This window comes from Burkholderia sp. Bmkn7 (assembly GCF_041103175.1).
GTDB lineage: Bacteria > Pseudomonadota > Gammaproteobacteria > Burkholderiales > Burkholderiaceae > Burkholderia > Burkholderia cepacia.
The window spans coordinates 2,010,167-2,034,316 of the sequence record NZ_JBGCUH010000002.1 but is presented as its reverse complement, the minus strand read 5'-3'; the positions used below and the strand labels follow the sequence as shown (position 1 = coordinate 2,034,316).

The window sequence follows — 24,150 nt, the reverse complement described above, 5'->3', positions numbered from 1 at the left end:
GTGCGGCGGCGGTCTTGAACGCAAACGACATCGACACGCGTTGGCCCCGTCCCTATACTGCGGCGTCATGTTCTCCGGCCCGCCATCGATTCCGCTGTCATGTCCCGATCCGCTTGCCCGCGCGCCTCGCGTCGCGGGCGGCGGGCGGCTGCCGCATGCGCGGCTGCATCCCGCGCCTGCCGCGCTGCAGGGCGCGGTGGTCGCGATCGTTCTGTGCGACTCGCGCGGCGTCGCGTCGAGCGACGCGCAACGGCTTTCGCATTTTCCGGCCACGCCGCTCGTCTGCGTGTCGTGGTACCGGGATCTCGACGTGGGCTTCATCGAGCCCGCCCCCGACGGCCCGCGGTGGCGCCCCTTCGGCGCGGCGGCGACGCTGTCGGGCAGCCATTCGTCTCCCACCGTCGCGTGGGCGCCGACGGGCGGGCTGATCGGCATGATCTGTTTCACCGCCGACGCCGCGCGGACGTTGTTCGGCATCGCGCTGCCGGACATCCACGACCGCGTGCTCGATGCACACGCGTGCCTCGGCCGCGACTGGCACCCGCTGCTCGATGCACTGCTCGGCGCGGATGGCGACGCGGACGTGCTGGCGGCGATCGATCGTCATCTCGCGCCTCGCTGGCGGACGCTGCGGCCCGCGACGCCGCTGTCTTCGCTTCGCAATGCGGGGCGCAGCTGGGTCGAGCGTCTGGCGCTGCAGGCACGCGAGTGGCGCGGCACGCACAGCCCGCGCCAGGTCGAACGGCGCATCAAGACCTACAGCGGCCGATCGCTGCGCGAATGGCAGGCGCTCGTCAGGACGGAAAGCGCGTTCTTCGCGGCACGCGACCGGTTCGATGCCGGCACCGCGTTCAACTGGGCGACGCTCGCGCTCGACGAAGGATTCGCCGACCAGGCGCACCTGAGCCGCGAGGTCAAGCGCATCACGGGATTCTCGCCGAGCGAATTCACGCAGCGCTTCATCGAAGACGAATCGTTCTGGATGTACCGGCTGTGGGTGTGACGCACGGCGGCGTCACGGCCCTGCCTCGCGAATGGCGCCATACATTCCAAGAGTAGAATGTTGGGCATTGACAGGCGCCATGCCTGCCCCGCCCGGTCACCCCGCCACCCGCACGATTCCAGGAGCCCGTGATTGAACCCGTCGTCGCCCGCCGAACGCAAAGGGGTCGCCCTTTATGCGCGGATTGCCAGCCTGCTTCGCGGACGAATCCATCAAGGCGAGTGGAAGCGCGGCGACCAGTTGCCGCCGATTCCCGAGCTGTGCGCGTTCTATCGGGCGGGCACGATCACGGTGCGCCAGGCGCTGGCCGAACTGAGCGCCGAAGGGCTCGTGAGCAGTGCCCGCGGGCGCGGCACGTTCGTCACGGCCGATGTCCTCTCTCCCCCGGATAACCCGGCGCTGCGCGCCGCGATCAACGATCCGCTGCAACTCGCACCCGGCCAGACCCTGCGCGTGCTGCTGCGCGAAGCCGTGACCGCGCTGCCCGCCGCGTTGCAGACGGGCCAACCCATGCGCGCCGCCTACATGCGGATCCGCACGCTTCAGCTGCACGACGGCGCGCCTTACGGCGTGATGGACAGCTACGTCGCGCGGGAAACCTACGACCGGTTTCCGAAGGGCAGCGACGCGCGGCGCAAGGTCGGCTATCTCGTCCGTCAATACAACCGTCTTCCGCTCGCGAAGGCACGCCAGGAAATCACGGCCGCCTATGCGGACCAGGAGACGGCCGACCTGCTCGCGTCGGACGGTGCCGACTTCAGCATGGCCGACATGCTGATTCGCATGCGCCGCTGGTGGACCGACGGCGACGGCTGCATCGTCCATGCGGGGCTCTACCTGTATCGCGCCGACCGTTTCGTGCTCGACATCACGCATGATCTCGACGGTAACGACCGAAGCGCCGACTTGATCCCGTCACCGCGTGCCGGAACCCGGAAAGGCGCGCGCAAGCCGGCGGCCTGACCCGCCTGCCCCGCCCTTCAAGCCGCCGCGTCGCCATCGCCGTCGCACATCGCCCCGTAGACCCAATGCCGCAGGTCGCGGCGAATCCGGTATGTCGTCGACGGCAGAAGCTGCGTCATGAACACCACGATCAGGTCTTCGGCCGGATCGATCCAGAAAGCCGTGCTGGCGCCACCGCCCCAGAAGTAATCGCCGACGCTGCCTGGCTGCATCGTCGCGGCAAGGTCCTGCGTCACGGCGAAGCCGAGCCCGAACCCGAGCCCCGGATACACGGCCTCGCTGAACGTGGAGCGCGACATCCGGTCGAGCGTCCGGCCGCCGGGCAGATGGTTGATCGTCATCAGTTCGACGGTCTTCGGGCTCAGGATCCGGTGCCCGTCGATCGAACCGCGGTTCAACAGCATCCGGCAGAAGCGCAGGTAATCGCCGGCCGTCGACACGAGCCCGCTGCCGCCCGAAGCCAGCGCCGGCGGCCGGCGAAACGCGCTGGTCGCCGGGTCGTCCTGCAGCACGAGAGCGCCATCCGGGCCCGGGCAATAACACGCGCACAGGCGCTCGGCCTGCTCGTCCGGCACGAAGAAACCGGTGTCGGGCATGCCGATGGGATCGAACAGCGCATGCTTCAGGTAGTCGGCAAACGGCTGCCCGGAGATCTTCTCGACGAGATAACCGAGCACGTGCGTCGCGACCGAATAATTCCACTCATCGCCCGGCGAGTAGTCGAGCGGCAGCCCGGCCAGATCCGCGATCATGCCGTCGAGACCGCCCGGGTTGCCCGGTTCGCCGATCGCGAGTTCGCGGTACGCGGCATCGACGTTCGTCCTGGCCTGGAAGAAATACGACAACCCCGCCGTGTGGCGCAGCAGATCCACCATCAGCATCTCGCGGGCAACCGGCCGGGTCTGGAACCCGCCGAGGCTTCGTGCGCCGGCCACGGCGACGCCCAGGTCCTTCCATGCCGGGATCACACTCGACACGGGATCGTCGAGCGCCACCCGACCCTGCTCGACCAGCGTCATGAACGCGACGCTCGTGATCGGCTTGGTCATCGAATAGATGCGGAAAATCGCGTCCTCGCGCATCGGCTTCGCGCGCTCGACATCCATGGAACCGACGACGTTCACGTGCGCCAGCTCGCCACGGCGATGGATCATCGTCACCGCCCCCGGCAAGCGCCCGGACGCCACGTACCGTTCGTTCAGCCGCATGTCGAGCGCTTTCAGCCGCTGCGACGACAAACCCGGATATGCCACCTTGGTCATGCCCCTGCTCCTCTTTCCACTTCGGTCTCGACGCGCCGGAACCCGCGCCCGCCTCGCTTCGGGCAGCGCGCTTGTCCGGTCCAAACATTCTAAAAATAGAACTATATCATTTTGAAGAATGCGTGAACCGGCGCGACGCGTCGGCAACATGCGGCGCGTCTCATGTGGGCCGGTTGCCCGATTCGAGGCGCGCGGGCATGATGTCGCGAACCCTGGCGGCTGCCTTGCGAACCCCGTTTCCCCTCGTCGCATTGCGAATGCGCCGGCCGGGCTGCGTTTCGCACACGGCTGCCTCTTCCCACCTCAGCCCGCTTATGTCACTCCGCGCCTTCAGAACGCTGGTCGCCATCGCCCGATACCGGACTTTCGCGCGCGCCGGCGAAGCCATCGGCCTCACGCAATCGGCGGTGAGCCTGCAGATCAAGACGCTGGAAAGCGAATACAACGTGCAGTTGTTCGATCGCTCGCGCCGGCAGCCGGTACTCACCGAGGCCGGCAACATCCTGCTCGCGCAGGCCGAGCAGGTGCTCGCGATGGTCGACCGGATTCCCGATGCGCTCAGCGACGAGAAGAAGCTCGTCGGCCGCCTGCGGATCGGCGCGATCCAGACCGCGCTGTCGGGCCCGCTGCCCGACGCGCTGCTCGCGCTGCGCGCCGCGCATCCGGGGCTGCGCGTGCACGTGTCGGCCGGCATGTCGGCCGAACTGGCGAACCGCGTCGCGGCCGGCGAACTCGATGCGGCGATCACGACACGCCCCGTGCGCCCGCATCCGGCGGAACTCACGTGGACCACACTGTACGAGGATCGCTTCTGGCTGCTCGCGCCGCCGGACCAGGCGGAACGCGACGCGGGCACGCTGCTCGGCGCGCTGCCGTTCATCCGCTTCGATGCGCAGGCGTGGGCCGGCCGCATGATCGCCGCCGAACTGCGCCGCATCGGCGTGCGGGTGCGCGAGGAGATGGTGCTGGACAGCGCGGAAACGATCGCGCGCATGGTCGCGCGAGGGCTCGGCGCGGCGATCGTCGCACTCCCCGATTCGACGCTCGCGCGCCTGCCGCCCGTCACGCGCTTGCCGTTCGGCCAGCCGCAGATGGGGCGCGCGGTCGTCCTGCTCGAACACCAGTCGCGTCCGGCCGAACGTTTCGCGCGCGCGCTGGCGGCCGAAGTCACCGCGTCATCGATGAGAATTTCTCATTGAACACCCGATAATTAACCATTATTCCTGTTGCTTGCGCGTGTTAACTTGGCGCCATCGTCACTCTTTCGCTTGCGTGTCGCCATGTTGCCCGCCGGATGGATGCCCGCCTCGTTCCGCCGTTTTGCGTGCCAGTCGCTCGCCGCGGCCCGCACGGCCTGCACGGTCACGCCGCCTCATGTGAAGGCGCCCCGATGATCGGCCCGATCCTGCTCGCGCTGGCGCCGGTCGCGCTGCTGGTCGCGTGCGGCCACGGCCTGCGGCGCACGGGCTTCATCGCCGACGCGTTCTGGCCGCAGGCCGAGCGGCTGTGCTACTACGTGCTGCTGCCCGCGCTGTTCGCGGACGGCCTCGCGAACGCGCGGCTGCAGTCACTGCCCGTTTTACCGCTCGCGGCGGCGCTGGTCGGTTCGACCGCACTCGCCGCGGCGCTTCTCCTGCTGGTTCGCCCGTTCGTGCAGGTCGACGGCGCCGGCTTCACGTCGGTGTTCCAGGGTGCCGTGCGCTTCAACAACTATGTCGGCACCGCGCTCGCGGCCGGGTTGTTCGGCGCAAAAGGCATCGCGCTCGCGGCCGTGTGCGTCGCGGCGATCGTCCCGACCGTCAACCTGATGTGCGTGCTCGTATTCGCGCGCTACGGCAGCACGCGGCTCGGCGCGGCGGCCCTCGTGCGCCAGATCCTGTCGAATCCGCTCGTCGTCGCGTGCGCGCTCGGGATCGCGTTGCAGGCCGGCGGCGTCACGTTCCCGGCGGCCGTCGAGCCGGCCGTGCGCGCGCTCGGCGCCGCGTCGATGCCGCTCGGCCTGCTGTGCGTGGGCGCGGCACTGAAATTCGATGCGGCGCGTGCGTGGCTGCAGCCGGTCTGCGTAGCGTCGGCGTTCAAGTTCATGGCGATGCCGCTCATCACGCTCGCCGCCGGCCGCCTGTTCGGGCTCGGCGATGCCGCGCTGACGGTCGCGCTGCTGTTCCAGGCGCTGCCGACGTCGTCGGCGTCCTACATCATGGCGCGCCAGCTCGGCGGCGACGCGCCGCTGATGGCCGGCATCACCGCATTCCAGACGATCGCGGCGGCGCTCGCGATGCCCGTCGTGCTGACCGCGCTCGCGTCGGCACCCGCGTTTCGCTGACAACGTAACGACCGCTCATTTCCCCCTGAATCCAGCCTGCACGCGGGCCATCGCGCGATTCGGCATGACCGGCCGCGCGCGCTCGTTCACGCGTTGCCGCAGGCGCTCACCGAGAAAAACCCGTCACATGAACGCTCCCGCCCCACCCGCCGCCATCGCCGCCACCCGGCCGCACGCGGCCGTCTACGTGAAGCTCACGCTCGTCGCGCTGTTCTGGGGCGGGACGTTCATCGCGGGCCGGATCCTCGCCGCGACGATGTCCGCCACCTCGGCAGCCACCGGCCGCTTCGGGATTGCCGCGCTGATGCTGGTCGTGCTGACGTGGAAGATCGAAGGCGGGCTGCCGAAGCTGAGCGGCCGCCAGGTCGTGACGACCTTCGGGCTCGGTGCGACCGGCATCTTCCTGTACAACGTGTGTTTTTTCGCGGCGCTCGCGCGGATGCCGGCAGGCCGCACCGCGCTGTTCGTCGCGTTGAACCCGGTCGCCACCGCCGTGCTGCTGTCGATCGTCGTGCGCGGGGAACGCCTGTCGCTGTCGCGCTGGGCCGGCATCGCCGTCGCGCTGGTCGGCGCGCTGGTCGTGATCAGCCGCGGCGAATGGCTGCGGGTGCTGACCGATCTCGGCAACACGTTCGGTGCCGGCGAACGCTTCATGCTGTGCGCGGTGCTGAGCTGGGCCGCCTATACCGTGATCGGCCGGCGCGCGCTCGACGGGCTGTCGCCGCTGGCGGCGACGACGTATGCGGCACTGTGGGGCCTCGCGCTGCTGGTCGTCGCGCACCTGTTCGGCCCTCCCGCCGGCAGCGGCACGCCGCTGACGTGGCAGGCCGTCGCGTCGATGCTCTATCTCGGCGCGATCGGCACGGTGGTCGCGTTCGTCTGGTATTCGCAGGGCATCCGCGAACTCGGGCCGGCCCGCGCGGCCGTGTTCACCAACCTGGTACCCGTGTTCGGCGTGCTGCTGTCGGTCGCGCTGCTCGGCGAGCCGTTGTCGCCGTCGATGCTGGCGGGCGGTGCGCTCGTGATCGCGGGCGTCGCGCTGACCAATCGCGCGAAACGCTGATCGATGGGCGGGCGCGACGCGCACTCGGGGACGGATGTCGAATACCGGAACGACGCGCGGCGGCGATCACGGCCCGTTGCGTGACGCAGACGGGCGGCCGATGCCGATACGCCCCACGATACGCCCCCGATATGCCCGCCGATACGCCCCCGATGTTCTCGCAGCCCCGCCAAAAACCGCCTATCGTGAATGGAGCGCTCCGTTTGTCGCCATTCGACCCTGCGTCGCTCGCACCGGCGACGGCGCCGCGCTCCGGCACCATTCATCGCGATCCCGGCGCACGCTCGCCCGTGCACGATCGCGGCCGCCCACCGGATTACAGGAGGCCCTCATGAAAGCCGCGCTGCTCGTCAGCTCCGCCCTGCTCGCCATTGCATCCGCATCGGCGTCGGCTCAAGGCTCGATCACGAAAGTCGAAAACGGTTCGCTCGTCGCCGCGAACGGGATGACCGTCTACACGTTCGACAAGGACAAGGCCAACGCCGGCACCAGCGCGTGCACGGGCCAGTGCGAATCCTTCTGGCCGCCCTACAAGGCCAGCGCGACCGACGTTCCGGTCGGGCCCTACACGATCGTCAAGCGCGACGACGGCAGCCCGCAATGGGCATACAAGGGCAAGCCGCTGTACTTCTTCTCGAAGGACATGAAACAGGGCGACCGCAACGGCGACAACTTCAAGGACATGTGGCACGTGGTCGCGCCGTAAGCGTCGTTCCGCCGCGCGGACGTAAAAAAAACCGCCCGGATCATCGATCCGGGCGGGCCTGCTCGCGATCGCGCCGGCCGCGTTGCACCGTCCGCCCGCAGGCGGCCGGTTCATGCGGCCGGGTAGCGCGTCAGCGGTTCGACGGGAAGCTGAACACCGTTCCTTCGCGCACGCCGGCCGACGGCCAGCGCTGCGTGATCGTCTTGCGCTTCGTGTAGAAACGCACGGCGTCCGGGCCATACGCATGCAGGTCGCCGAACAGCGAACGCTTCCAGCCGCCGAACGAGTGGTAGGCAACCGGCACCGGCAGCGGCACGTTGATGCCGACCATGCCGATCTGGATGTTGTCGCTGAAGTAGCGCGCGGCCTCGCCGTCGCGCGTGAACAGGCACGTGCCGTTGCCGTACTCGTGCGCGTCGATCAGCGCCATCGCCTCGTCGAGCGACTTCAGGCGGATCACGCCGAGCACGGGCCCGAAGATCTCGTGCTGGTAGATCGGCATGCCGGGCTTCACGTTGTCGAACAGGCACGGGCCGAGGTAATAACCGCCGTCGTGGCCGTCGACCTTCACGCCGCGGCCGTCAACGACGAGCGTCGCGCCTGCCGCCACGCCGGCGTCGACGAAGCCTGTCACCTTCTCGAAATGCTGCTGCGTGACGAGCGGGCCCATGTCAACGCCCGCGCCGTTGCCCGGGCCGACCTTCATCTTCTCGATCTCGGCCTTCAGGCCCGCCACCACCTTGTCGCCCGTCTCGTCGCCGATCGCGACGACCAGCGGAATCGCCATGCAGCGTTCGCCGCACGACCCGTACGCGGCGCCCATCAGCGCGTTCACCGCGTTGCCGATGTCGGCGTCCGGCATCACGATCGCGAAGTTCTTCGCGCCGCCGAGCGCCTGCACGCGCTTGCCGTGCGCGCAGCCGGTCGAATAGATGTATTCGGCGATCGGCGTCGAGCCGACGAAGCTCACGGCCTTCACGCGCGGGTCGGTCAGCAGCGTGTCGACCGCTTCCTTGTCACCGTTCACGACGTTCAGCACGCCCGGCGGCAGGCCCGCTTCGAGCGCGAGCTCGGCCATGCGCAGCGTCGACGACGGCGTGCGCTCGGACGGCTTCAGCACGAACGTGTTGCCGCACGCGACGGCCATCGGCCACATCCACAGCGGCACCATCACCGGGAAGTTGAACGGCGTGATGCCGGCCGCGACGCCGAGCGCCTGGAACTCGCTCCACGAATCGATCGCGGGGCCGACGTTCTTGCTGTGCTCGCCCTTCAGCAGCTCGGGCACGTAGGTCGCGTATTCGACGTTCTCGATCCCGCGCTGCAGTTCGCCCATCGCATCGGCGAGCACCTTGCCGTGCTCGGCCGTGATCAGCGCGCACAGTTCGTCGGCGTGTTCCTCGAGCAGCGTCTTGAAGCGGCTCATCACGCGGGCGCGCTTCAGCGGCGGCGTGTTGCGCCAGGCCGGGAACGCAGCCTGCGCGGACGCGATCGCGGCTTCGACGGTCAGCTTGTCGGCGAGCGCGACGCTCTTGTGCGATTCGCCGGTCGCCGGGTCGAATACCGGCTGGACGCGGCTGCCGCCGTCGACGCGCTTGCCGTCGATCAGGTGGCCGACGGTGGAGGTCACATTGCTGTCGTGTTTCATCGTTGAGGCTCTTTCGTGAATTCGGTTGTCGGTCGGTGCGCGCCGCGGCTCAGTCCACTTCGTTCAGTGCGTCGGACAGCGCGTTGACCAGGTTGTCGATCTCGCGCTTCTCCGAGATGAACGGAGGCGCCAGCTGGATCGTGTCGCCGCCGTAGCGCACGTAGAAGCCCTTCGCCCAGCAGCGCATCGCGATCTCGTACGGGCGCCGTGCCGGCTCGCCCGGCAGTGCCGCGATCGTCAGGCCGGCAGCCAGCCCGTAGTTGCGGATGTCCGCGATATGGCGCTGGCCCTTCAGCCCGTGCACGGCCGCCTCGAAATGCGGCGCGAGATCGCGCACGCGGGCCACCGCGTCTTCCTTCACCAGCAGGTCGAGCGCCGCGACACCGGCCGCGCACGCGACCGGATGCGCCGAATACGTGTAGCCGTGCGGGAACTCGAGCATGTACTCGGGGCCGCCCGCGGCCATGAACGTGTCGTAGATTTCCTTCGTCGCGACCACGCCGCCGAGCGGCTGCGCGCCGTTCGTCACCTGCTTCGCGAAGTTCAGGATGTCCGGCACCACGCCGAATGCGTCGGCGCCCGTCATCGCGCCGGCGCGGCCGAAGCCCGTGATGACTTCGTCGAAAATCAGCAGGATGTCGTGCGCGGTGCAGATGTCGCGCAGGCGCTTCAGATAGCCCTTCGGCGGCACGACCACGCCCGCCGAACCGGAGAACGGCTCGACGATCACGGCCGCGATGTTCGACGCGTCGTGCAGCGCGATCAGGTCGAGCAGGCGGTCGGCCAGCTCGGCGCCGTGCTCGGGCATCCCGCGCGAGAACTTGTTTTCGGCGAGTTGCGTGTGCGGCAGGAAGTCGGCGTCGATCCCCTGGCCGAACAGCTTGCGGTTCGGCCCGATCCCGCCGACCGAGATACCGCCGAAGTTCACGCCGTGATAACCCTTCTCGCGGCCGATCAGGCGCGTCTTCGTGCCCTTGCCCTTCGCGCGCCAGTACGCACGGGCCAGCTTCAGCGAGGTGTCGGCCGCTTCCGAGCCCGACCCCGTGAAGAACACGTAGTCGAGGCCGGCCGGCGTCAGTTCCTTGATCTTGTTGGCGAGCTCGAACGATTTCGGATGGCCGAACTGGAACGCCGGCGCGTAGTCGAGCTGCGCGACCTGGCGGCTCACGGCTTCGACGATTTCCGTGCGGCCGTGGCCGAGGCCCGTGCACCAGAGGCCCGACAGGCCGTCGAAGATCTTGCGGCCTTCGGCGTCCGTGTAATACGCGCCCTTGCCCGACACGATCATGCGCGGGTCGGCCTTGAACTGGCGGTTGGCCGTGAACGGCATCCAGTGCGCGTCGAGCCACGCGGCGTCGGTGCGGATGGTCGTGTCGTCCTGCTGCGCGGCGGTGGTGATGTCGGTCATGTCGGTCGGCGCGGCGCGCCCCTCCTTCTTGTGATGATGTTGCGCATTGTCGGGAGGCCAATTAGTCTCTTCAATATCGCAATATCAATGTTCACTTGCGCAACTATGCAAGCAAAGAAACCGAAGAGCCGCGCGCTGCTCGGGCAGCTCAGCGACATGGATCTCCGCCTGCTGCGGGTCTTCAAGGGCGTCGTGCAGTGCGGCGGGATGGCGGCGGCTGAACTGGAACTGAATATCGGCATCTCGACGATCAGCCGGCACGTGAAGGACCTCGAAACGCGCGTCGGCCTCGTGCTGTGCCGGCGCGGCCGCGCGGGTTTCACGCTGACGCCCGAGGGGCAGACCGTGTACGAGGAGACACTGCGGCTGCTCGCGTCGATGGAAGCGTTTAGAAGCAGGATAGACGGCATTCACGACCGGATGGGCGGCGAATTGCATGTCGCGGTGTTCGACAAGACGGCCACCAACGCGAACGCTCGCCTCGGCGACGCAATTCGCCAGTTCGCCGACGAAGCGCCCGACGTCGCGCTGAACCTGCATGTCGCGTCGATCAACGAGGTCGAGCGCGGGATCATCGACGGCAGCTACCAGGTCGGGATCATTCCCGCGCACCGCAACTCCGGCAGCCTCGTGTATTCGGAGCTGTTCGACGAACGGATGCTGCTGTACTGCGGCCGCCAGCATCCGCTTTACGACGCGCCGCACGGCAAGCTCACGTGGACGACGATCCGCAACCATGCATTCGCGGGGCTCGGCTTCCATTCGCCGAACATGGAGCTGAGCCACCGCGCGAAGCTCACGCGCAGCGCGACCGCGTCGGATCAGGAGTCGATCGCGACGCTGATCCTGTCCGGCCGCTATCTCGGCTTCCTGCCCGACCATTACGCGGAAAGTTTTGAAAACAAGGGGCTGATGCAGCCGATCGCGCCGCACCGGTTCAATTACCGGTGCCGGTTCGTGAGCCTGCTGCGGCGCTCGCCGCGGCCGTCGCGGGCCGCGCTGCTGTTCCAGTCGTGTCTGGAAGCCGCGCACGCGGCGACGGCACGGCCGGCGGCGTAGGCGACCCACGCAAAGGACCGGGCTCCCGGCCACCCGTCGTGCGGCAGCGTGCCGGCGATGAAGGGACCGACAAGCGCGGCGGCGGCACCAGCGCCCCGCCCGGTCGCCCGGTCACACGCCGTCGAACCGGTCGCGCGCGCGGTCGGCTTGCGCTTGCGCGCGGCTGCGCTTCACGAAATGCGTCGCGACCAACGCCGCGCCAAAACCGGACATCGCGCCGACGCCGAGCGCCCAGCGCGGGCCGAGATGGTTCGCGACCCAGCCGGCCACCGGCGCGCCGATCGGCGTGCCGCCGAGCGCGACCGCGAGGCGCAGCGCCATCACGCGGCCGCGCATCGCCGGCTCGGTGGACAACTGCATCAGGCTGTTGGTCGAGTTCATGAAGGTGATCGCGGCGATCCCGGTCAGCACCAGCGCGGCGGCGAACAGCCAATAGCCCGGCGCCAGCGCGGCGAGCGTGCAGCCGAGCCCGAACAGCGCCGCGCCGAACCACAGATGCCGGAAGCGCGGCTGCTCGCGGCGCGCGGCGAGCAGCGCGCCCGACACCGTGCCGACCGCCATCATCGACGACAGCACGCCGAACCCGCGCGCATCGACGTGGAACACGCTGGCCGCCATCGTCGAGATGAACAGCTGGAAGTTGAGCCCGAACGTGCCGATCAGGAACAGCATCAAAAGGATCGCCTTCAGGTCGTCGCGCCGCCACACGTAGCGGAACCCGTCGAGCAGGCCGCCGCGCGAGCGGCCCGCCCGCAGGTTCGCGCGCAGTTCGTCCTCGCGGAGCAGCAACAGCGACACCAGCACCGCGAAGAAACTGAGCCCGTTGGCGACAAACGCCCAGCCCGTGCCGACCGACGCGATCATGAAACCCGCTGCCGCCGGGCCGATCATCCGCGCGGCGTTGAACGACGTCGAATTGAGCGCGACCGCGTTCGCGAGTTCGCGATCGCCGACCAGTTCGGCGACGAAGGTCTGCCGCACGGGCGCGTCGAACGCTGCCGCGCAGCCGAACAGGAACGCGAACACGTAGACATGCTCGAGCCGCGCGACACCCGTGACCGTCAGCGCGCCGAGCACCAGCGCCAGCACGCCCATCAGCGCCTGCGTCACCATCAGCAGCTTGCGCTGGTCGAAGCGGTCGGCCGCGTAGCCGGTCCACGGCAACAGCAGCAACTGCGGCCCGAACTGCAGCGCCATCACCGTGCCGACGGCCGATGCGTCGTGATGCGTGAGCTGCGTGAGGACGAGCCAGTCCTGCGCGGTGCGCTGGACCCACGTACCGATGTTCGACACCAGCGAACCGATCGCCCACACACGGTAGTTGAAACTGCGAAGCGAGCGGAACACGCCCGCCGCCGGCACACTCATGGCCGCTCCCGGTCGGGCTCGTTGCCGCCGTGCAGTTCGCCGAAGTGCCGCGCGAGAAACAGTCCGAGCGCGAGGATGCCGAGGCCGAACGCCGCGGCATCGGCCGTGACCCGGAGGTCGAAATCGCCCACTCGGCACACCAGCACATAAGCCATCACGAGGTTCGCGACGCCCCACACGACATTCACGGTGGACGACGACAACCCGCGCCCGGGCGGATTCGCGAACGGGGTCTGGAACGGCTCGCCGCGCAATCCGCTGACGAGATGCGGCACGACGTTCGCGAGAAACGCGCCGCCGAAGAAGTACGCGACGAGATGCGGGAGGTTCATGTTCGGGTTGTCCTTTCGGCAAGCGGGCGGATGCGGTTCAAGGGCGCGGCGTTTCCTGGAATTCGGCGAGCCGCTGCAGCAGCTTCACGGCGGACGCGAGTTCGGCCTGCTCGGCCGTGGACAGTTGCGCGTGCAGCGCGCGGAACAGCCAGTCGTCCTTGGCCGCGCGGTTCGCCTGCAGCACCTTGCGGAAACCGGGCGTGACCGCGATCAGCGTCTGCCGGCCGTCGGACGGATCGGGCTCGCCGCTGACGGCGCCCAGCGTCTCGAGCGTCGCGACCGTCACGCGCATCGACTGCGGGCGCACGCTTTCGGCGCGCGCCAGGGCCGATACGGTCGCGGGGCCGTCGCGGTCGAGCCGCAACAGCACCGACTTCTGCGATGACGTGAGGTCGTTCGGGTGGATCTGCTCCCGCATCCGCCGCATCAGCTTGCCGACCGAGATGCGGAGTTCGCCGGCGAGACCGGCCAGTGGGAGCGCGTCGGAGGGCGGTAATGGCGGGTTCATGAATTCAAGATAGCAGATGTACAGTCAAACTGTACAGTTTAGCTGCATATTTCATCCTGTAAGGATCGTCCCTTCGCCTGCGCTCGAGCCGATGCGAAACGTCGCGTTCGGCCGCGCAGGCCGGCTCTGCGATAATGCGGGCTCCCCATTTCCGCTCCGCTTCCCGCCATGACGCAGCCGTCCGCTCCGCTCTCCACCGACCTGCCGCCGATCTCGTGCCTGCCCGGCGACGCGCTGCCGTGGCTGCCGATGAGCGCCGACCTGCCCGGGCTCGCAATCAAGTACCTGCACATCAACGCGGCCGAGGACACGCTCACCGCGCTGCTGAGGATGCCGGCCGGCGGCACGCTGCCGCGCCATCGCCACGACGGCGAGGTATTCGTCCATACGCTGCAGGGGGCGTGGCGCTACCTCGAATACGACTGGATCGCGCACGCCGGCTCGACGGTGCTCGAACCGGCCGGCTCGGTGCATACGCCGGAAACGCTCGGCGCGCCGGGCGAGGACGTGATCACGCTGAACGTGATGCGCGGCGATCTGGTGCTGCTCGACGACGAAGGCCGCGAAACCGCGCGCGAGAACTGCCGCGTCGCGCTGCTGCGCCAGCGCAAGCATGCGCGCACGGCGCCGGACGACGCCGCGCCGTTCGTCACGCGGTAACACTGGCGGCATCGCCGCGTCGCGATGCGTGTGGTGCCGGCTCGCGCCGATGTGCGGGTGGCAGCCGGCGCGCTTCGCCAACGTCCCCGGCCTGCCCGCGCATTACCGAAACCGCCGGAAAAACCGCCGGACATCGTCAGCCAGCAGATCCGGCTCCTCCATCGCGGCAAAATGGCCGCCGCTCGGCATGTCGGTCCACTGCACGACGTCGAACACCCGTTCGAGCCAGCTGCGCGGCGGGCGGCCGATTTCCTTCGGAAAACGCGCAAACGCGACGGGCACCGCCACGCGCTGCCCGGCCGCGAAGCGCATGGGCTGCAGCCGGTTTTCCCAATACATCTGCATCGACGAGCCGATGCAGCCGGTGAACCAGTACAACGAGATGCCGGTCAGCAGCGTGTCGTGCGAAAACCGCCGCGCCAGGTCGCCGTCGCAATCGCTCCACGCGCGGAATTTCTCGGCGATCCACGCGGCCAGCCCGGCCGGCGAATCGTTGAGCGCGACGGCGAGCGTCTGCGGCTTCGTCATGTGGACATGCGCGTATCCGCCTTCCAGCGCGGCCCACTCGCCACGCTGCGTCACGAATGCGCGTTCCTCGTCGGTCAGCGGCAAGGCCGCATCGGTCGGCGGCTCGTAGCTGCCGGGCAGGAAGTTCAGATGGAGGCCGTCCACCACGTCGGCATGCCGCGCGCCCAGCGCAATCGACACGCCTGCGCCGAGATCGCCGCCTTGCGCGCCGAAGCGTCGGTATCCGAGACCGGACATCAGTGCCGCCCAGCGGTCGGCGACCTGAAACGCGGACATGCCGGGTGCGGCGGGCGCCCGCGAGAACAGGAAACCGGGCAGCGACGGCACGACGACGTCGAACGCGTCGTCCGGATCGCCGCCGAACGCCGCCGGGTCGCAGAGGCGATCGATCAGCGCGTCGAATTCGAAGACGGAGCCGGGCCAGCCGTGCGTGATGACGAGCGGATAAGGCCTCGGCCCGACGCCGCGTCGATGGATGAAATGCACGCGCTGCCCGCCTGCGTCTGCGACGAACTGCGGCAGCCGGTTCAGCGCACGCTCCGCCGCACGCCAGTCGAAGCGTTCGGCCCAGTACGCGGTCAGCTCGCGCAACCAGGCGCCGTCGACGCCCTGCTGCCACGGCTCTGCGGGGGTCAGCGCCGGTGCGCGCATGGCGCGCAGGCGCCGGCGCAGGTCATCGAGCGCGTGATCGGGAATCGCAATGTCGAACGGGGCGGTGTGCATCGGGTCTCCTCGCGAGGCGGGTCGACGAGATTCTGCGCGATTTTTCCGGCGCGCGCAGAGCGGCTCGCGCGCACGCGTCAGCCCGCCTCCCGCTCGCCCGACCGCTCATCCGCCCGCGCGTCGCGCCGCACCGCCTGCGGCGGCACGCCGAACCCGCGCACGAACGCCTCGCGCATGTGCCGCCTGTCGCGAAAGCCGTTTTCCTTCGCAATCACGTCGAGCGAATGGCGGCTCTGCTCGATCATCAGCCGCGCGGACTCCAGCCGCAGCCGCTCGATCGCCTTCGCGGGCGACTGCCCCGTCTCGAGCGTGAACACGCGGCTGAACTGGCGCGGGCTCAGGTGCACCGCTTCGGCGAGATCCTCGACGGTCAGCGCGCGGCCGAGATGCTGCCGCGCGTAGTTCAGCGCGTTCTGGATCCGGTCGGATTTCGGCGCGAGATCCAGCATTTCCGAATGCTGCGACTGGCCGCCGGCCCGCCGCTGGTGCATCACGAGCTTGTGCGCGACCGACCGGGCGGCATCCGCGCCCAGGTCCTTTTCCACCATCGCGAGCGCGAGGTCGAGGCCGGCCGTCATCCCGGCCGACGTCCAGATCGGCCCGTCGACGATGTAGATCCGGTCTTCCTCGACGCGAATCTCCGGGTAGTCCCGCTGCAGGTCGCGGCCGAACGCCCAGTGTGTCGTCGCGCGGCGCTGCGCGAGCAGCCCGGCCTCGGCCAGCACGAACGCGCCCGTGCAGATGCCGGCGATCCGCCGCGCGCGCGCGTTGGCGCGGCGCAGGAACGCGACGACGCCGGGCGGCGCCGGCGACGCGACCGGATCGTTGACGCCCGCGACGATCCACGTATCGACGGCAAGCTGCCCGCGCAGCGCGTGCGTGGCGACCGGCAGCCCGAGCGACGAGCGCACGTCGCCACCGTCGACCGAATAGTTGCCCATCACGTAGAACGGCTCGCTCATGCCCATGTTCGCGTACTCGAACACCGACTGCGCGGCGAGCGCCATGATCTGGAAGCCGTCGCTGATCAGAAAGCCGATACGGTGCATGTGCGTTCTCCCGTCCCCGGCCAGTGAGTTGGCCCGATGTCCTGAATCATACCCATCTACGTCATTTGTGTCACAGCGATTCACGGCCAGAATGGCTTCACGCCATCCGGCCAATCCCATCGAAACGGAGCACATCATGACGCAAGCACATCGCGGTACCGCCCTCATTACCGGCGCCTCGTCGGGCATCGGCGCCGTCTACGCGGACCGCCTCGCGCGCCGCGGTTACGACCTGATCCTGGTCGCCCGCAACCGCGACCGGCTGGCCGCCCTCGCCGATCGCATCACGAACGACACGCAGCGCAGCGTCGAGATCGTCGACGCCGACCTCAACGACCGCGCGGCCCTCGCCGCCGTCGAGGCGAAGCTGAAGCAGGATGCGAGCATCACGCTGCTCGTGAACAATGCGGGCGTCGGCACGCACGCGCCGCTGCTCGACAGCGACGTCGACGCGATGACCCGGATGATCGACCTGAACGTGACGTCGCTCACGCGCCTCACCTACGCGGCGGTGCCCGGCTTCGTCGCCCGCGGCCGCGGTGCGGTGATCAATATTTCGTCGATCGTCGCGATCTCGCCGGAAACGCTGAACGGCGTGTACGGCGGCACGAAGGCGTTCGTGCTCGCGTTCAGCCAGTCGCTGCACCACGAACTCGCCGGCAAGGGCGTGCAGGTGCAGGCCGTGCTGCCCGGCGCGACCGCCACCGATTTCTGGCAGACGGGCGGCCTGCCGCTCGAGCATCTGCCGAAGGAAATCGTGATGTCGGCGTCCGACCTGGTCGACGCGGCGCTGGTCGGCTTCGAGCGCGGCGAACTCGTGACGATCCCGTCGCTGCATGCAGGTGACGAATGGGACGCCTACGAGGCCGCGCGCCGCACGATGGCCCCGCACCTGTCGGCCGATACGCCCGCGCCGCGCTACGCGACGGCACGCTGACCGCCCGACGTCCCGCAGGTCGAAGGCAGCAAGCGCGGCGCCCTCCGGGACGCGCCGCGGAACCCGGTGACAGGCAGCGAATCGCTGCCGATCGTCCCGGGGTCCGCGACACGTTTCCCGGCACGTGCCGATCGGTGGATTCGTCTGCCGAAACATGCACCGGATTCGTTCCCGATCGGCGCAAATCGCGCATACCGACAGACGATTCCGGTTCGCTTGCCACGCATTCCGCGCAACAGTAAGCTCTGCGATTGCAGTCCCCAAGCGGCCTCGTCCGACCGGCATTCGTCCGATCACGAGGGCAATCGTCCGTTGCAAACTCGACCAAGCGGGTCCGTATGTTCATCACCGAGACCGGCGACGCGCCGGCCTCCGCGCGCGGTTCGGCCAACCTTCAGCCCGCGCTCCCGCCCGTGCCGGAACTGGCCACCGTCTGTCGTGTCGCGCGGGCGCATTTCGGTGCCGCCGGCGCGTTCATTGCGCACGCGGATGCCGATGCGCCACGCGTGCTCGCCGTCGACGGCGCGCTGCCCGATCCCCTTTTCGCCGATGGCTTGCCACCCCGGGGCGAGCCGGACCCGGCCGCCGATGCGCGGTTCGTGCCGGACGACACGAACGCGAACGCGAATGCGAACGGGCAACGCGACGGCGGCCCGCCTCGCGCGCCGGGGATCGTCGCGGCCTGCGAATTGGCCGCGCCCGATGGCGCGACACTGGGCATGCTGTGCGTCGTCGACGATGCGCAACGCACGCTCGACGCGACGCAACGCACGCTGCTCCGCGACCTCGCCACGCTGGCCGCCAGCGCACTTTGCCGCGCGACCGAAGCCGCCGCGTTGCGCGAACGGCTCGGCATCGTCGAGGAACACAGCACGCTGACCACGCTCGCGCTCACCGAAAGCGGCACCGGTGTGTGGGATCGCAACGTGGAAACCGGCGAGATCCATTACTCGCCGGCCTGGAAGGCATTGCTCGGCTACGCGCCGCACGAGCTCGGCACCCGGATCGAGGATGCGTACGAACGGCTGCATCCGGACGACGTCGACGACGTGAAAGCCGCGATGCTCGCGCACTTCGAGCGCCGCACCGACCGCTACGCGGTCGAGCACCGCATCCGTTGCAAGGACGGCACCTACAAATGGATCTGCAGCCGCGGCAAGGTGATCACCCGCGACGCCTACGGCCGCGCGCTCCGCATGGTCGGCACGACCACGGACATCACCGCGCTGCGCGAGCTCGCCACGCGGTTGCGCGACTCGGCCGCGCTCGTCACGGATCTCACCGACCAGGTTCCCGGGCTCGTGTTCCAGCTGCGGCAAACGGCCGACGGGCACCGCTTCTTTACCTACGCGAGCGCGGGTGTCAGCGACATCTATGAACTGACGCCCGAGCAGGTCGCCCACAGTGCGGAGGCGGTCGAGACGCGGATTCATCCGGCCGACCTGGTCGCCTACCGGCTGTCGCTGCACGAGTCGTCGGTGCGGCTGACCCCGTGGCGCCTCGAATATCGCGTGCTGCTGCCCGGCCAGGGCCTGCGCTGGCGCGAAGGCGATGCGCGCCCGCAGCGCACGGCCGACGGCGGCACCGTGTGGCACGGCTTCATCACCGACGCGACCGACCGCAAGCACATCGAGGCCGAGCTGCACCGGATGGCCACGACCGATCACCTGACGCAACTGTCGAACCGCCACGCGTTCATGCGGCAAAGCGAAGCCGCGCTGCGCAACGTGCGCACGACCGGCCTGGCCGCCGCGGTGCTCATGCTCGATCTCGATCACTTCAAGGCGCTGAACGACCGCTGGGGCCACCCGGTCGGCGATCGCGCGCTCCGGCATTTCGCGCGGCTTCTGCTCGCGGAAACCGGGCCCGACGGGATCGTCGGCCGGGTCGGCGGCGAGGAATTCGCGGTCGTGCTGCCGAAGGCGGATCTCGACACCGCGCTGGCATTCGCGCAGCGCGTGCAGCAACGCGCGATAGCGGCGCGGCTGATGCACGAGGACCAGCAGGTCACGCTGACCGTCAGCATCGGCATCGACGCAATGCGGGCGTCGGACTTCGGCGCGTACCAGCCGCTGTCACGCGCCGACAAGGCGCTCTATCTCGCGAAGGAACGCGGCCGCAACCGGATCGAGGTGTATCGGGCGTAGCCGACGCGACGGCGCGACGACTCGACGTCGCACCGTGCGACATCCGCGCCGCGTCCGCCGCCCGGTTTCCCGGCCCCCGTTGCGCGACCGGTTCGAAACCGATCGTGTAGACTTGCGCCCCTTGCTCTCCTCACCACGACTTGCCATGGACAATGCCAAACGAACCGCGCGAATCGCGACGGGTCTGCTCGTCGTCGCGCTCGTCGAGTTGCTGGCGCTTCTGATCGGCTACGTGTTCGCCAGTTCGATGGACGATCCGTACACCGGCGTACGCGTGCTGATTACCGCGCTGTTCTGGGCGGCAGGCCTCTCGGCCCTCGGCGTCATTGCGGCAATCGCCTGCCTGTCGATCGACCTGCAGGCGCGCGGCGGCGTGATCTACGGGGCGCTGGTGCTGCACGGCCTGCTCGTCCTGCCCGGGCTGTTTCTGTCCTTCCACTGAATCGCACCGCAGCCGCCGGCGTCACGCCGCCTCCGCACGCGGCACCGCCCGCACCCCCAGCAGCATCGCGACCGCGCACGCGGCCAACAGTGCGGCGATCATCAGCATCGCCGGATCCATGCTGCCGGTTCGCGTGCGGATCAGCCCGACGAGCCAGGGAGTGATCATGCCGCTCGACACGCCGATGCTGCTGATCAGCGCGATCCCGCCGGCCGCGCCCGCGCCGGAGAAATACGCGGACGGCACGGCCCAGAACACCGGATGCGCGGCGAAGATCAGCATCACCGCGACCGACAGCAGCGCCATCATCGCGACGATGCTCGGCAGGTGCAGCGTCAGCAGCGCAAGCGCCACCGCGCCGCCGAACGCGCATGCCGCGAAGTGCCGGCGCCGCTCGCGCTTGCGGTCGGAACGCCGCGCGATCGCGATCAGGCCGGCCGCGCCGATCGCGTTCGGCACGACCGACAACAGGCTGATCTGCACGACGTCGTGGATGCCGAATTCGCGGATCATCAGCGGCATCCAGAACAGCAGCATCAGGAGCGCGGTGGTCAGCGAGAAATAGATGAACGCGAACAGGTACGTGCGCGGTTCGGCCAGCACCTGCCGCAGCGAATGCGGCGCCAGCGTATCGGCACCGGTGGCATCGGCGGCACCAGCGACACCGGCGCGGTCGGCGGCCAGGTCGGCCGCAAGCCGCTGGCGATCGGCGTCGGACAGCCAGCGCGCCTGCTCGGGACGATCGCACAGCCAGAACCACGCGATCACGCCGAGCAGGATCGCGGGCGCGCCCTCGATCGCGAACATCCATTGCCAGCCGTGCAGCCCGAGCACGCCCGACATCCCGCGCATCAGCCAGCCCGACAGCAGCCCGCCGACCATCCCCGCCACCGCGACACCCGCGTAGAAGATCGACAGCACCGACGCGCGCCGCCGCGCCGGATACCAGTACGTCAGGTAGAACACCACGCCCGGGAAGAACCCGGCCTCGAACACCCCGAGCAGGAAGCGCAGCACGTAGAAGTGCTTCGCGCTGTCGACGGTGATCATCGCGACCGACACCGCGCCCCACAGGCACATGATCCGCGCGAACGTGCGGCGCGCACCGAAGCGGCGCAGCAACGCGTTGCTCGGCACCTCGAACAGCACGTAACCGACGAAGAACAGCACGGCGCCGAGGCTGTACATCGCGTCGGTCAGGCCAAGATCCTGCCGCATCTGCAACTGCGCGAAGCCGATGTTGCTGCGATCGAGAATCGACACGATGTAGCAGATGAACAGGAACGGCACGATCCGCGCACCGATGCGCCGGTACAGCGCGTCGTCGTCCGGTGCGGCGGCGCCGGACGCGACGGCACGCGCGGCGTCGGCTTGAAGAGGGGCTGACATCGATCGTCTCCTCGATGGATTCGGGTGCGGGGCGAACATGGGGCGCCGGTCGCCGCCGCCCGCGCGCGGCGCCCGGCCGTTGCGCGTTCAGTCGCGCGGCGCGGCTTCGCCCTTCACGCCGAGCATCAGCGCGACGCCGCTCGCCACCAGCAACGCGGCCAGCAGATACACGGCGAGATCCATGCTGCCGGTGCGCGTGCGGATCATCCCGATCACCCACGGGCTGACGATGCCGCTCGTGATCCCGATGCTGCTGATCAGCGCGATCCCGGCCGCGGCCGCGTTGCCCGACAGGTAGCGGGTCGGCACGGCCCAGAAGATCGGCAGCGCGGCGAAGATCAGCGTCGCCGCGATCGACAGGCACGCGAGCATCGCCGCGAAGCTGTGCAGGTGCAGCGTCAGCGCCGCGAGCGCGATCCCGCCGCCGATCGTGCAGCACGCGAAGTGCTTGCGGCGCTCGCCGGTCCGGTCCGAACGGCGCGCGATCAGGACCAGCCCCACCGCGCCGACCGCGTTCGGCACGACCGTGTACAGGCTCACGGCCACGACGTCGGTCACGCCGAAATCGCGGATCATCAGCGGCATCCAGAAGTTGAGCGTCAGCGACGCGCAGGTCAGCGAGAAATAGATGAACGCGAACAGGTACACGCGCGGATTGGCGAGCGCGGCCACGAGGCTGCGCCCGTCGTGCGCGTGGCCGTGGCCGCGGCCGTCGGCGCACAGCGCGGCGACCCGCGCCTTTTCATCGGCCGTGAGCCACGCGGCATCCTGCGGCCGGTCGACCAGGAACGTGAACGCGGCGAACGCGAGCAGGATCGCCGGCGCGCCTTCGATCGCGAACATCCACTGCCAGCCGTGCAGGCCGAGCACGCCGCCCATGTCGCGCATGATCCAGCCCGACATCAGGCCGCCGAGCACGCCGGCCACCGCGACGCCCGCGAAGAACACCGAGATCGCGGCCGCGCGCCGGTTCGCGGGGAACCAGTAAGTGAGGTACAGCACGATGCCGGGAAAAAAGCCCGCTTCGAACACGCCGAGCAGGAACCGCAGCACATAGAAATGCGACGGCTGCGACACGAACATCATCCCGGTCGACGCGATGCCCCACAGCAGCATGATCCGCGTGAAGGTGCGGCGCGCGCCGAAACGCGCGAGCAGCATGTTGCTCGGCACTTCGCAGAACACGTAGCCGACGTAGAAGACCGCGGCGCCGAGGCCGTACATCGCGTCGCTGAAGCCGAGATCGTGCTTCATCTGCAACTGCGCGAAGCCGATGTTGATGCGGTCGAGGAACGATACGACGTAGCAGAGGAACAGGAACGGCACGATCCGCCATGCGATCTTGCGGAACAGCAGCGCGTCGTCCGTGGCGGCGGATGCGGAAGCCGAGGCGCTCGCGTGCGCGAGCGTCGCTTCGGCATGAAGCGATTGGGACATGTCTCTCTCCAAACAGGCTGCGCGATTCGGGCGCGCAGCCGTCTCCCAGGGCGTACGTGCGCCCTGCTTTCTAGTGAGCTCGGATCACGGCGGTCGGCAAGGCGGCGGAACGCCGCGGCCGGTCGCCGCTTCAGAAAAAAGGCGGAGCGCCCTGTCGGACACCCCGCCTGTGCAAGCCGCTCAGTCCTGCAGCGCGGCCCACATTTCCTTGTCGCGCTGCGCGGTCCAGATGCGCGGATGCGTGATGCCGCTCGCTTCGTCGAACGCACGCGACACGTCGAACGGCAGGCAGTGCTCGTAGATGAACACGTGGCCGAACTTCGGGTCCATCGCTTCGCGCGTGAGCGCCATCGACGCCTTCAGGTCGAGCTTCTGCTCGACGGCCTTGCGGCCCTGCGCGAGCAGCGTCGTGACGAAATCCTTCGTGTAGTCGAGGCCCTTGTTCACGTCGGCCGGGTTCAGCAGCGCGGGGCCACGGCCCGGCACCAGCTTCTCGGCGTTCAGCGCGCGCAGCGCCTCGAGCGTGGCCGGCCACTGTTCGAGCTGGGCATCGCCGCAATAGCACGCGGCGTCGTATTCGACGAGGTCGCCCGAGAACAGCACTTTCTGCGACGGGATCCAGACGATCGTGTCGCCCTTCGTGTGGCCCGAGCCGACGTGCATGATCTTCACCTCGAGCTTGCCGAGGAACAGCGTGATCTCGCGTTCGAACACGAGCGTCGGCCAGGTCAGGCCCGGCACCGTCTCGACACCGGCGAACAGGCGCGGGAAACGCTCGATCTCCGACTTCATGTCGGCCTCGCCGCGCTCGACGATCATCTCGTACGTGCCACGGCTCGCGATCACGTGCTGCGCGCCTTCGTCGAAATACGCGGACGCGCCGAGCACGCGCACCGCGTGGTAGTGCGACAGCACGACGTGCTTGATCGGCTTGTCGGTCACGCTGCGGATCTTCGCGATCAGATCCTGCGCCATCGCGGGCGTCGCGGTCGTGTCGACGATCAGCACGCTGTCGTCGCCGATGATCACGCCCGAGTTCGGATCGCCTTCGGCGGTGTACGCGTACGCGTTCTCGGACAGCTTCGTCCAGGTGACTTTCTTCTCTTCCAGATCGGCTTGGGAGGCGAATGCTTTGGCCATGTTGCGTTCCGTGGCTGCGAGCCATGTGTTGAGGGGAGTGAGCGGATCATCTTCC

General features: G+C 68.8%; 22 protein-coding genes. 11 read left to right on the top strand and 11 right to left on the bottom strand.

Annotated features, from left to right (window positions below; translation table 11 throughout):
- Positions 1-67 precede the first annotated feature (67 nt).
- Together AB3K92_RS15020 and AB3K92_RS15015 are read left to right on the top strand one after the other, a co-directional pair.
- Positions 68-1,003, top strand: a complete 936-nt coding sequence (locus AB3K92_RS15020) for a helix-turn-helix domain-containing protein (protein ID WP_059650764.1) — start codon at positions 68-70, stop codon at positions 1,001-1,003.
- A 132-nt stretch (positions 1,004-1,135) separates the two neighbouring features.
- A complete protein-coding gene (locus tag AB3K92_RS15015; RefSeq protein ID WP_048023085.1) occupies positions 1,136-1,966 on the top strand; it encodes a GntR family transcriptional regulator in 831 nt (276 codons plus the stop codon).
- A 17-nt stretch (positions 1,967-1,983) separates the two neighbouring features.
- Here the strand turns inward: AB3K92_RS15015 and AB3K92_RS15010 are convergent, their stop codons facing one another.
- Positions 1,984-3,228, bottom strand: a complete 1,245-nt coding sequence (locus tag AB3K92_RS15010; protein WP_059707620.1) for a serine hydrolase — start codon at positions 3,226-3,228, stop codon at positions 1,984-1,986.
- 314 nt (positions 3,229-3,542) lie between these two features.
- On the opposite strand from AB3K92_RS15010, the gene AB3K92_RS15005 reads away from it, so the two are divergent.
- The 4 genes from AB3K92_RS15005 (at position 3,543) to AB3K92_RS14990 (ending at position 7,320) form a co-directional block, all read left to right on the top strand.
- Positions 3,543-4,427, top strand: a complete 885-nt coding sequence (locus tag AB3K92_RS15005) for a LysR substrate-binding domain-containing protein (RefSeq protein WP_059623071.1) — start codon at positions 3,543-3,545, stop codon at positions 4,425-4,427.
- Positions 4,428-4,618: 191 nt separating this feature from the next.
- Entirely contained in the window at positions 4,619-5,551 is a 933-nt protein-coding gene (locus AB3K92_RS15000; RefSeq protein ID WP_021159208.1) for an AEC family transporter, read from the top strand.
- 127 nt (positions 5,552-5,678) lie between these two features.
- Entirely contained in the window at positions 5,679-6,614 is a 936-nt protein-coding gene (locus AB3K92_RS14995) for a DMT family transporter (protein ID WP_369465344.1), read from the top strand.
- A 331-nt stretch (positions 6,615-6,945) separates the two neighbouring features.
- Entirely contained in the window at positions 6,946-7,320 is a 375-nt protein-coding gene (locus AB3K92_RS14990; protein ID WP_021159211.1) for a hypothetical protein, read from the top strand.
- 130 nt (positions 7,321-7,450) lie between these two features.
- On the opposite strand, the gene AB3K92_RS14985 is transcribed toward AB3K92_RS14990, so the two are convergent.
- Both AB3K92_RS14985 and AB3K92_RS14980 read right to left on the bottom strand, forming a co-directional pair.
- The gene (locus AB3K92_RS14985; RefSeq protein ID WP_369465343.1) at positions 7,451-8,968 is read right to left on the bottom strand and encodes a CoA-acylating methylmalonate-semialdehyde dehydrogenase; all 1,518 of its coding nucleotides are present in this window, start codon (positions 8,966-8,968) and stop codon (positions 7,451-7,453) included.
- A 49-nt stretch (positions 8,969-9,017) separates the two neighbouring features.
- On the bottom strand, positions 9,018-10,376 hold the full coding sequence (locus AB3K92_RS14980; RefSeq protein WP_059484972.1) for an aspartate aminotransferase family protein: 1,359 nt from the start codon (positions 10,374-10,376) through the stop codon (positions 9,018-9,020).
- Positions 10,377-10,481: 105 nt separating this feature from the next.
- Here AB3K92_RS14980 and AB3K92_RS14975 point away from each other — a divergent pair, with 105 nt between their 5' ends.
- Positions 10,482-11,435, top strand: a complete 954-nt coding sequence (locus AB3K92_RS14975) for a LysR family transcriptional regulator (RefSeq protein WP_021159214.1) — start codon at positions 10,482-10,484, stop codon at positions 11,433-11,435.
- A 111-nt stretch (positions 11,436-11,546) separates the two neighbouring features.
- Here the strand turns inward: AB3K92_RS14975 and AB3K92_RS14970 are convergent, their stop codons facing one another.
- The 3 genes from AB3K92_RS14970 to AB3K92_RS14960 are packed head-to-tail and all read right to left on the bottom strand — an operon-like array spanning position 11,547 to position 13,643.
- Complete coding sequence (locus AB3K92_RS14970; RefSeq protein ID WP_059492288.1) at positions 11,547-12,803, bottom strand: MFS transporter; 1,257 nt, start codon at positions 12,801-12,803, stop codon at positions 11,547-11,549.
- Positions 12,800-13,135, bottom strand: coding sequence for a hypothetical protein (locus AB3K92_RS14965; RefSeq protein WP_027791510.1), 336 nt, complete (start codon positions 13,133-13,135; stop codon positions 12,800-12,802). Before AB3K92_RS14965 ends, AB3K92_RS14970 begins: the two co-directional genes overlap by 4 nt.
- A 37-nt stretch (positions 13,136-13,172) precedes the next feature.
- Positions 13,173-13,643, bottom strand: coding sequence for a MarR family winged helix-turn-helix transcriptional regulator (locus tag AB3K92_RS14960; protein ID WP_059484974.1), 471 nt, complete (start codon positions 13,641-13,643; stop codon positions 13,173-13,175).
- Positions 13,644-13,811: 168 nt separating this feature from the next.
- Here AB3K92_RS14960 and AB3K92_RS14955 point away from each other — a divergent pair, with 168 nt between their 5' ends.
- The gene (locus AB3K92_RS14955; RefSeq protein ID WP_059484975.1) at positions 13,812-14,303 is read left to right on the top strand and encodes a 2,4'-dihydroxyacetophenone dioxygenase family protein; all 492 of its coding nucleotides are present in this window, start codon (positions 13,812-13,814) and stop codon (positions 14,301-14,303) included.
- A 102-nt stretch (positions 14,304-14,405) separates the two neighbouring features.
- Here the strand turns inward: AB3K92_RS14955 and AB3K92_RS14950 are convergent, their stop codons facing one another.
- Both AB3K92_RS14950 and AB3K92_RS14945 read right to left on the bottom strand, forming a co-directional pair.
- Positions 14,406-15,554 (bottom strand): epoxide hydrolase family protein, encoded by a 1,149-nt coding sequence (locus tag AB3K92_RS14950; protein WP_059492289.1) that lies wholly within the window; start codon positions 15,552-15,554, stop codon positions 14,406-14,408.
- Positions 15,555-15,631: 77 nt separating this feature from the next.
- On the bottom strand, positions 15,632-16,603 hold the full coding sequence (locus tag AB3K92_RS14945) for a GlxA family transcriptional regulator (protein WP_048023102.1): 972 nt from the start codon (positions 16,601-16,603) through the stop codon (positions 15,632-15,634).
- Positions 16,604-16,739: 136 nt separating this feature from the next.
- Here AB3K92_RS14945 and AB3K92_RS14940 point away from each other — a divergent pair, with 136 nt between their 5' ends.
- The 3 genes from AB3K92_RS14940 (at position 16,740) to AB3K92_RS14930 (ending at position 20,129) form a co-directional block, all read left to right on the top strand.
- Entirely contained in the window at positions 16,740-17,540 is an 801-nt protein-coding gene (locus tag AB3K92_RS14940) for an SDR family oxidoreductase (RefSeq protein WP_059492432.1), read from the top strand.
- Positions 17,541-17,878: 338 nt separating this feature from the next.
- A complete protein-coding gene (locus tag AB3K92_RS14935; RefSeq protein ID WP_059492290.1) occupies positions 17,879-19,687 on the top strand; it encodes a sensor domain-containing diguanylate cyclase in 1,809 nt (602 codons plus the stop codon).
- 145 nt (positions 19,688-19,832) lie between these two features.
- The gene (locus AB3K92_RS14930; RefSeq protein WP_021159223.1) at positions 19,833-20,129 is read left to right on the top strand and encodes a hypothetical protein; all 297 of its coding nucleotides are present in this window, start codon (positions 19,833-19,835) and stop codon (positions 20,127-20,129) included.
- A 21-nt stretch (positions 20,130-20,150) separates the two neighbouring features.
- On the opposite strand, the gene AB3K92_RS14925 is transcribed toward AB3K92_RS14930, so the two are convergent.
- The 3 genes from AB3K92_RS14925 to AB3K92_RS14915 all read right to left on the bottom strand — a co-directional run bounded on the left by AB3K92_RS14925 (position 20,151) and on the right by AB3K92_RS14915 (position 24,095).
- Positions 20,151-21,518 (bottom strand): MFS transporter, encoded by a 1,368-nt coding sequence (locus AB3K92_RS14925; protein WP_369465342.1) that lies wholly within the window; start codon positions 21,516-21,518, stop codon positions 20,151-20,153.
- Between the two features lie 87 nt (positions 21,519-21,605).
- Positions 21,606-22,955, bottom strand: a complete 1,350-nt coding sequence (locus AB3K92_RS14920; RefSeq protein ID WP_369465341.1) for an MFS transporter — start codon at positions 22,953-22,955, stop codon at positions 21,606-21,608.
- A 180-nt stretch (positions 22,956-23,135) separates the two neighbouring features.
- Positions 23,136-24,095, bottom strand: coding sequence for an MBL fold metallo-hydrolase (locus tag AB3K92_RS14915; RefSeq protein WP_048023110.1), 960 nt, complete (start codon positions 24,093-24,095; stop codon positions 23,136-23,138).
- Positions 24,096-24,150 lie beyond the last annotated feature (55 nt).

Excerpts from the sequence above, each read along its gene's own strand:
- AB3K92_RS15020 (WP_059650764.1), top strand. The coding sequence starts at position 68 with ATGTTCTCCGGCCCGCCATCGATTCCGCTGTCATGTCCCGATCCGCTT.
- AB3K92_RS15010 (WP_059707620.1), bottom strand. The coding sequence starts at position 3,228 with ATGACCAAGGTGGCATATCCGGGTTTGTCGTCGCAGCGGCTGAAAGCG.
- AB3K92_RS15005 (WP_059623071.1), top strand. The coding sequence starts at position 3,543 with ATGTCACTCCGCGCCTTCAGAACGCTGGTCGCCATCGCCCGATACCGG.
- AB3K92_RS15000 (WP_021159208.1), top strand. The coding sequence starts at position 4,619 with ATGATCGGCCCGATCCTGCTCGCGCTGGCGCCGGTCGCGCTGCTGGTC.
- AB3K92_RS14995 (WP_369465344.1), top strand. The coding sequence starts at position 5,679 with ATGAACGCTCCCGCCCCACCCGCCGCCATCGCCGCCACCCGGCCGCAC.
- AB3K92_RS14990 (WP_021159211.1), top strand. The coding sequence starts at position 6,946 with ATGAAAGCCGCGCTGCTCGTCAGCTCCGCCCTGCTCGCCATTGCATCC.
- AB3K92_RS14985 (WP_369465343.1), bottom strand. The coding sequence starts at position 8,968 with ATGAAACACGACAGCAATGTGACCTCCACCGTCGGCCACCTGATCGAC.
- AB3K92_RS14980 (WP_059484972.1), bottom strand. The coding sequence starts at position 10,376 with ATGACCGACATCACCACCGCCGCGCAGCAGGACGACACGACCATCCGC.
- AB3K92_RS14975 (WP_021159214.1), top strand. The coding sequence starts at position 10,482 with ATGCAAGCAAAGAAACCGAAGAGCCGCGCGCTGCTCGGGCAGCTCAGC.
- AB3K92_RS14970 (WP_059492288.1), bottom strand. The coding sequence starts at position 12,803 with ATGAGTGTGCCGGCGGCGGGCGTGTTCCGCTCGCTTCGCAGTTTCAAC.
- AB3K92_RS14965 (WP_027791510.1), bottom strand. The coding sequence starts at position 13,135 with ATGAACCTCCCGCATCTCGTCGCGTACTTCTTCGGCGGCGCGTTTCTC.
- AB3K92_RS14960 (WP_059484974.1), bottom strand. The coding sequence starts at position 13,643 with ATGAACCCGCCATTACCGCCCTCCGACGCGCTCCCACTGGCCGGTCTC.
- AB3K92_RS14955 (WP_059484975.1), top strand. The coding sequence starts at position 13,812 with ATGACGCAGCCGTCCGCTCCGCTCTCCACCGACCTGCCGCCGATCTCG.
- AB3K92_RS14950 (WP_059492289.1), bottom strand. The coding sequence starts at position 15,554 with ATGCACACCGCCCCGTTCGACATTGCGATTCCCGATCACGCGCTCGAT.
- AB3K92_RS14945 (WP_048023102.1), bottom strand. The coding sequence starts at position 16,603 with ATGCACCGTATCGGCTTTCTGATCAGCGACGGCTTCCAGATCATGGCG.
- AB3K92_RS14940 (WP_059492432.1), top strand. The coding sequence starts at position 16,740 with ATGACGCAAGCACATCGCGGTACCGCCCTCATTACCGGCGCCTCGTCG.
- AB3K92_RS14935 (WP_059492290.1), top strand. The coding sequence starts at position 17,879 with ATGTTCATCACCGAGACCGGCGACGCGCCGGCCTCCGCGCGCGGTTCG.
- AB3K92_RS14930 (WP_021159223.1), top strand. The coding sequence starts at position 19,833 with ATGGACAATGCCAAACGAACCGCGCGAATCGCGACGGGTCTGCTCGTC.
- AB3K92_RS14925 (WP_369465342.1), bottom strand. The coding sequence starts at position 21,518 with ATGTCAGCCCCTCTTCAAGCCGACGCCGCGCGTGCCGTCGCGTCCGGC.
- AB3K92_RS14920 (WP_369465341.1), bottom strand. The coding sequence starts at position 22,955 with ATGTCCCAATCGCTTCATGCCGAAGCGACGCTCGCGCACGCGAGCGCC.
- AB3K92_RS14915 (WP_048023110.1), bottom strand. The coding sequence starts at position 24,095 with ATGGCCAAAGCATTCGCCTCCCAAGCCGATCTGGAAGAGAAGAAAGTC.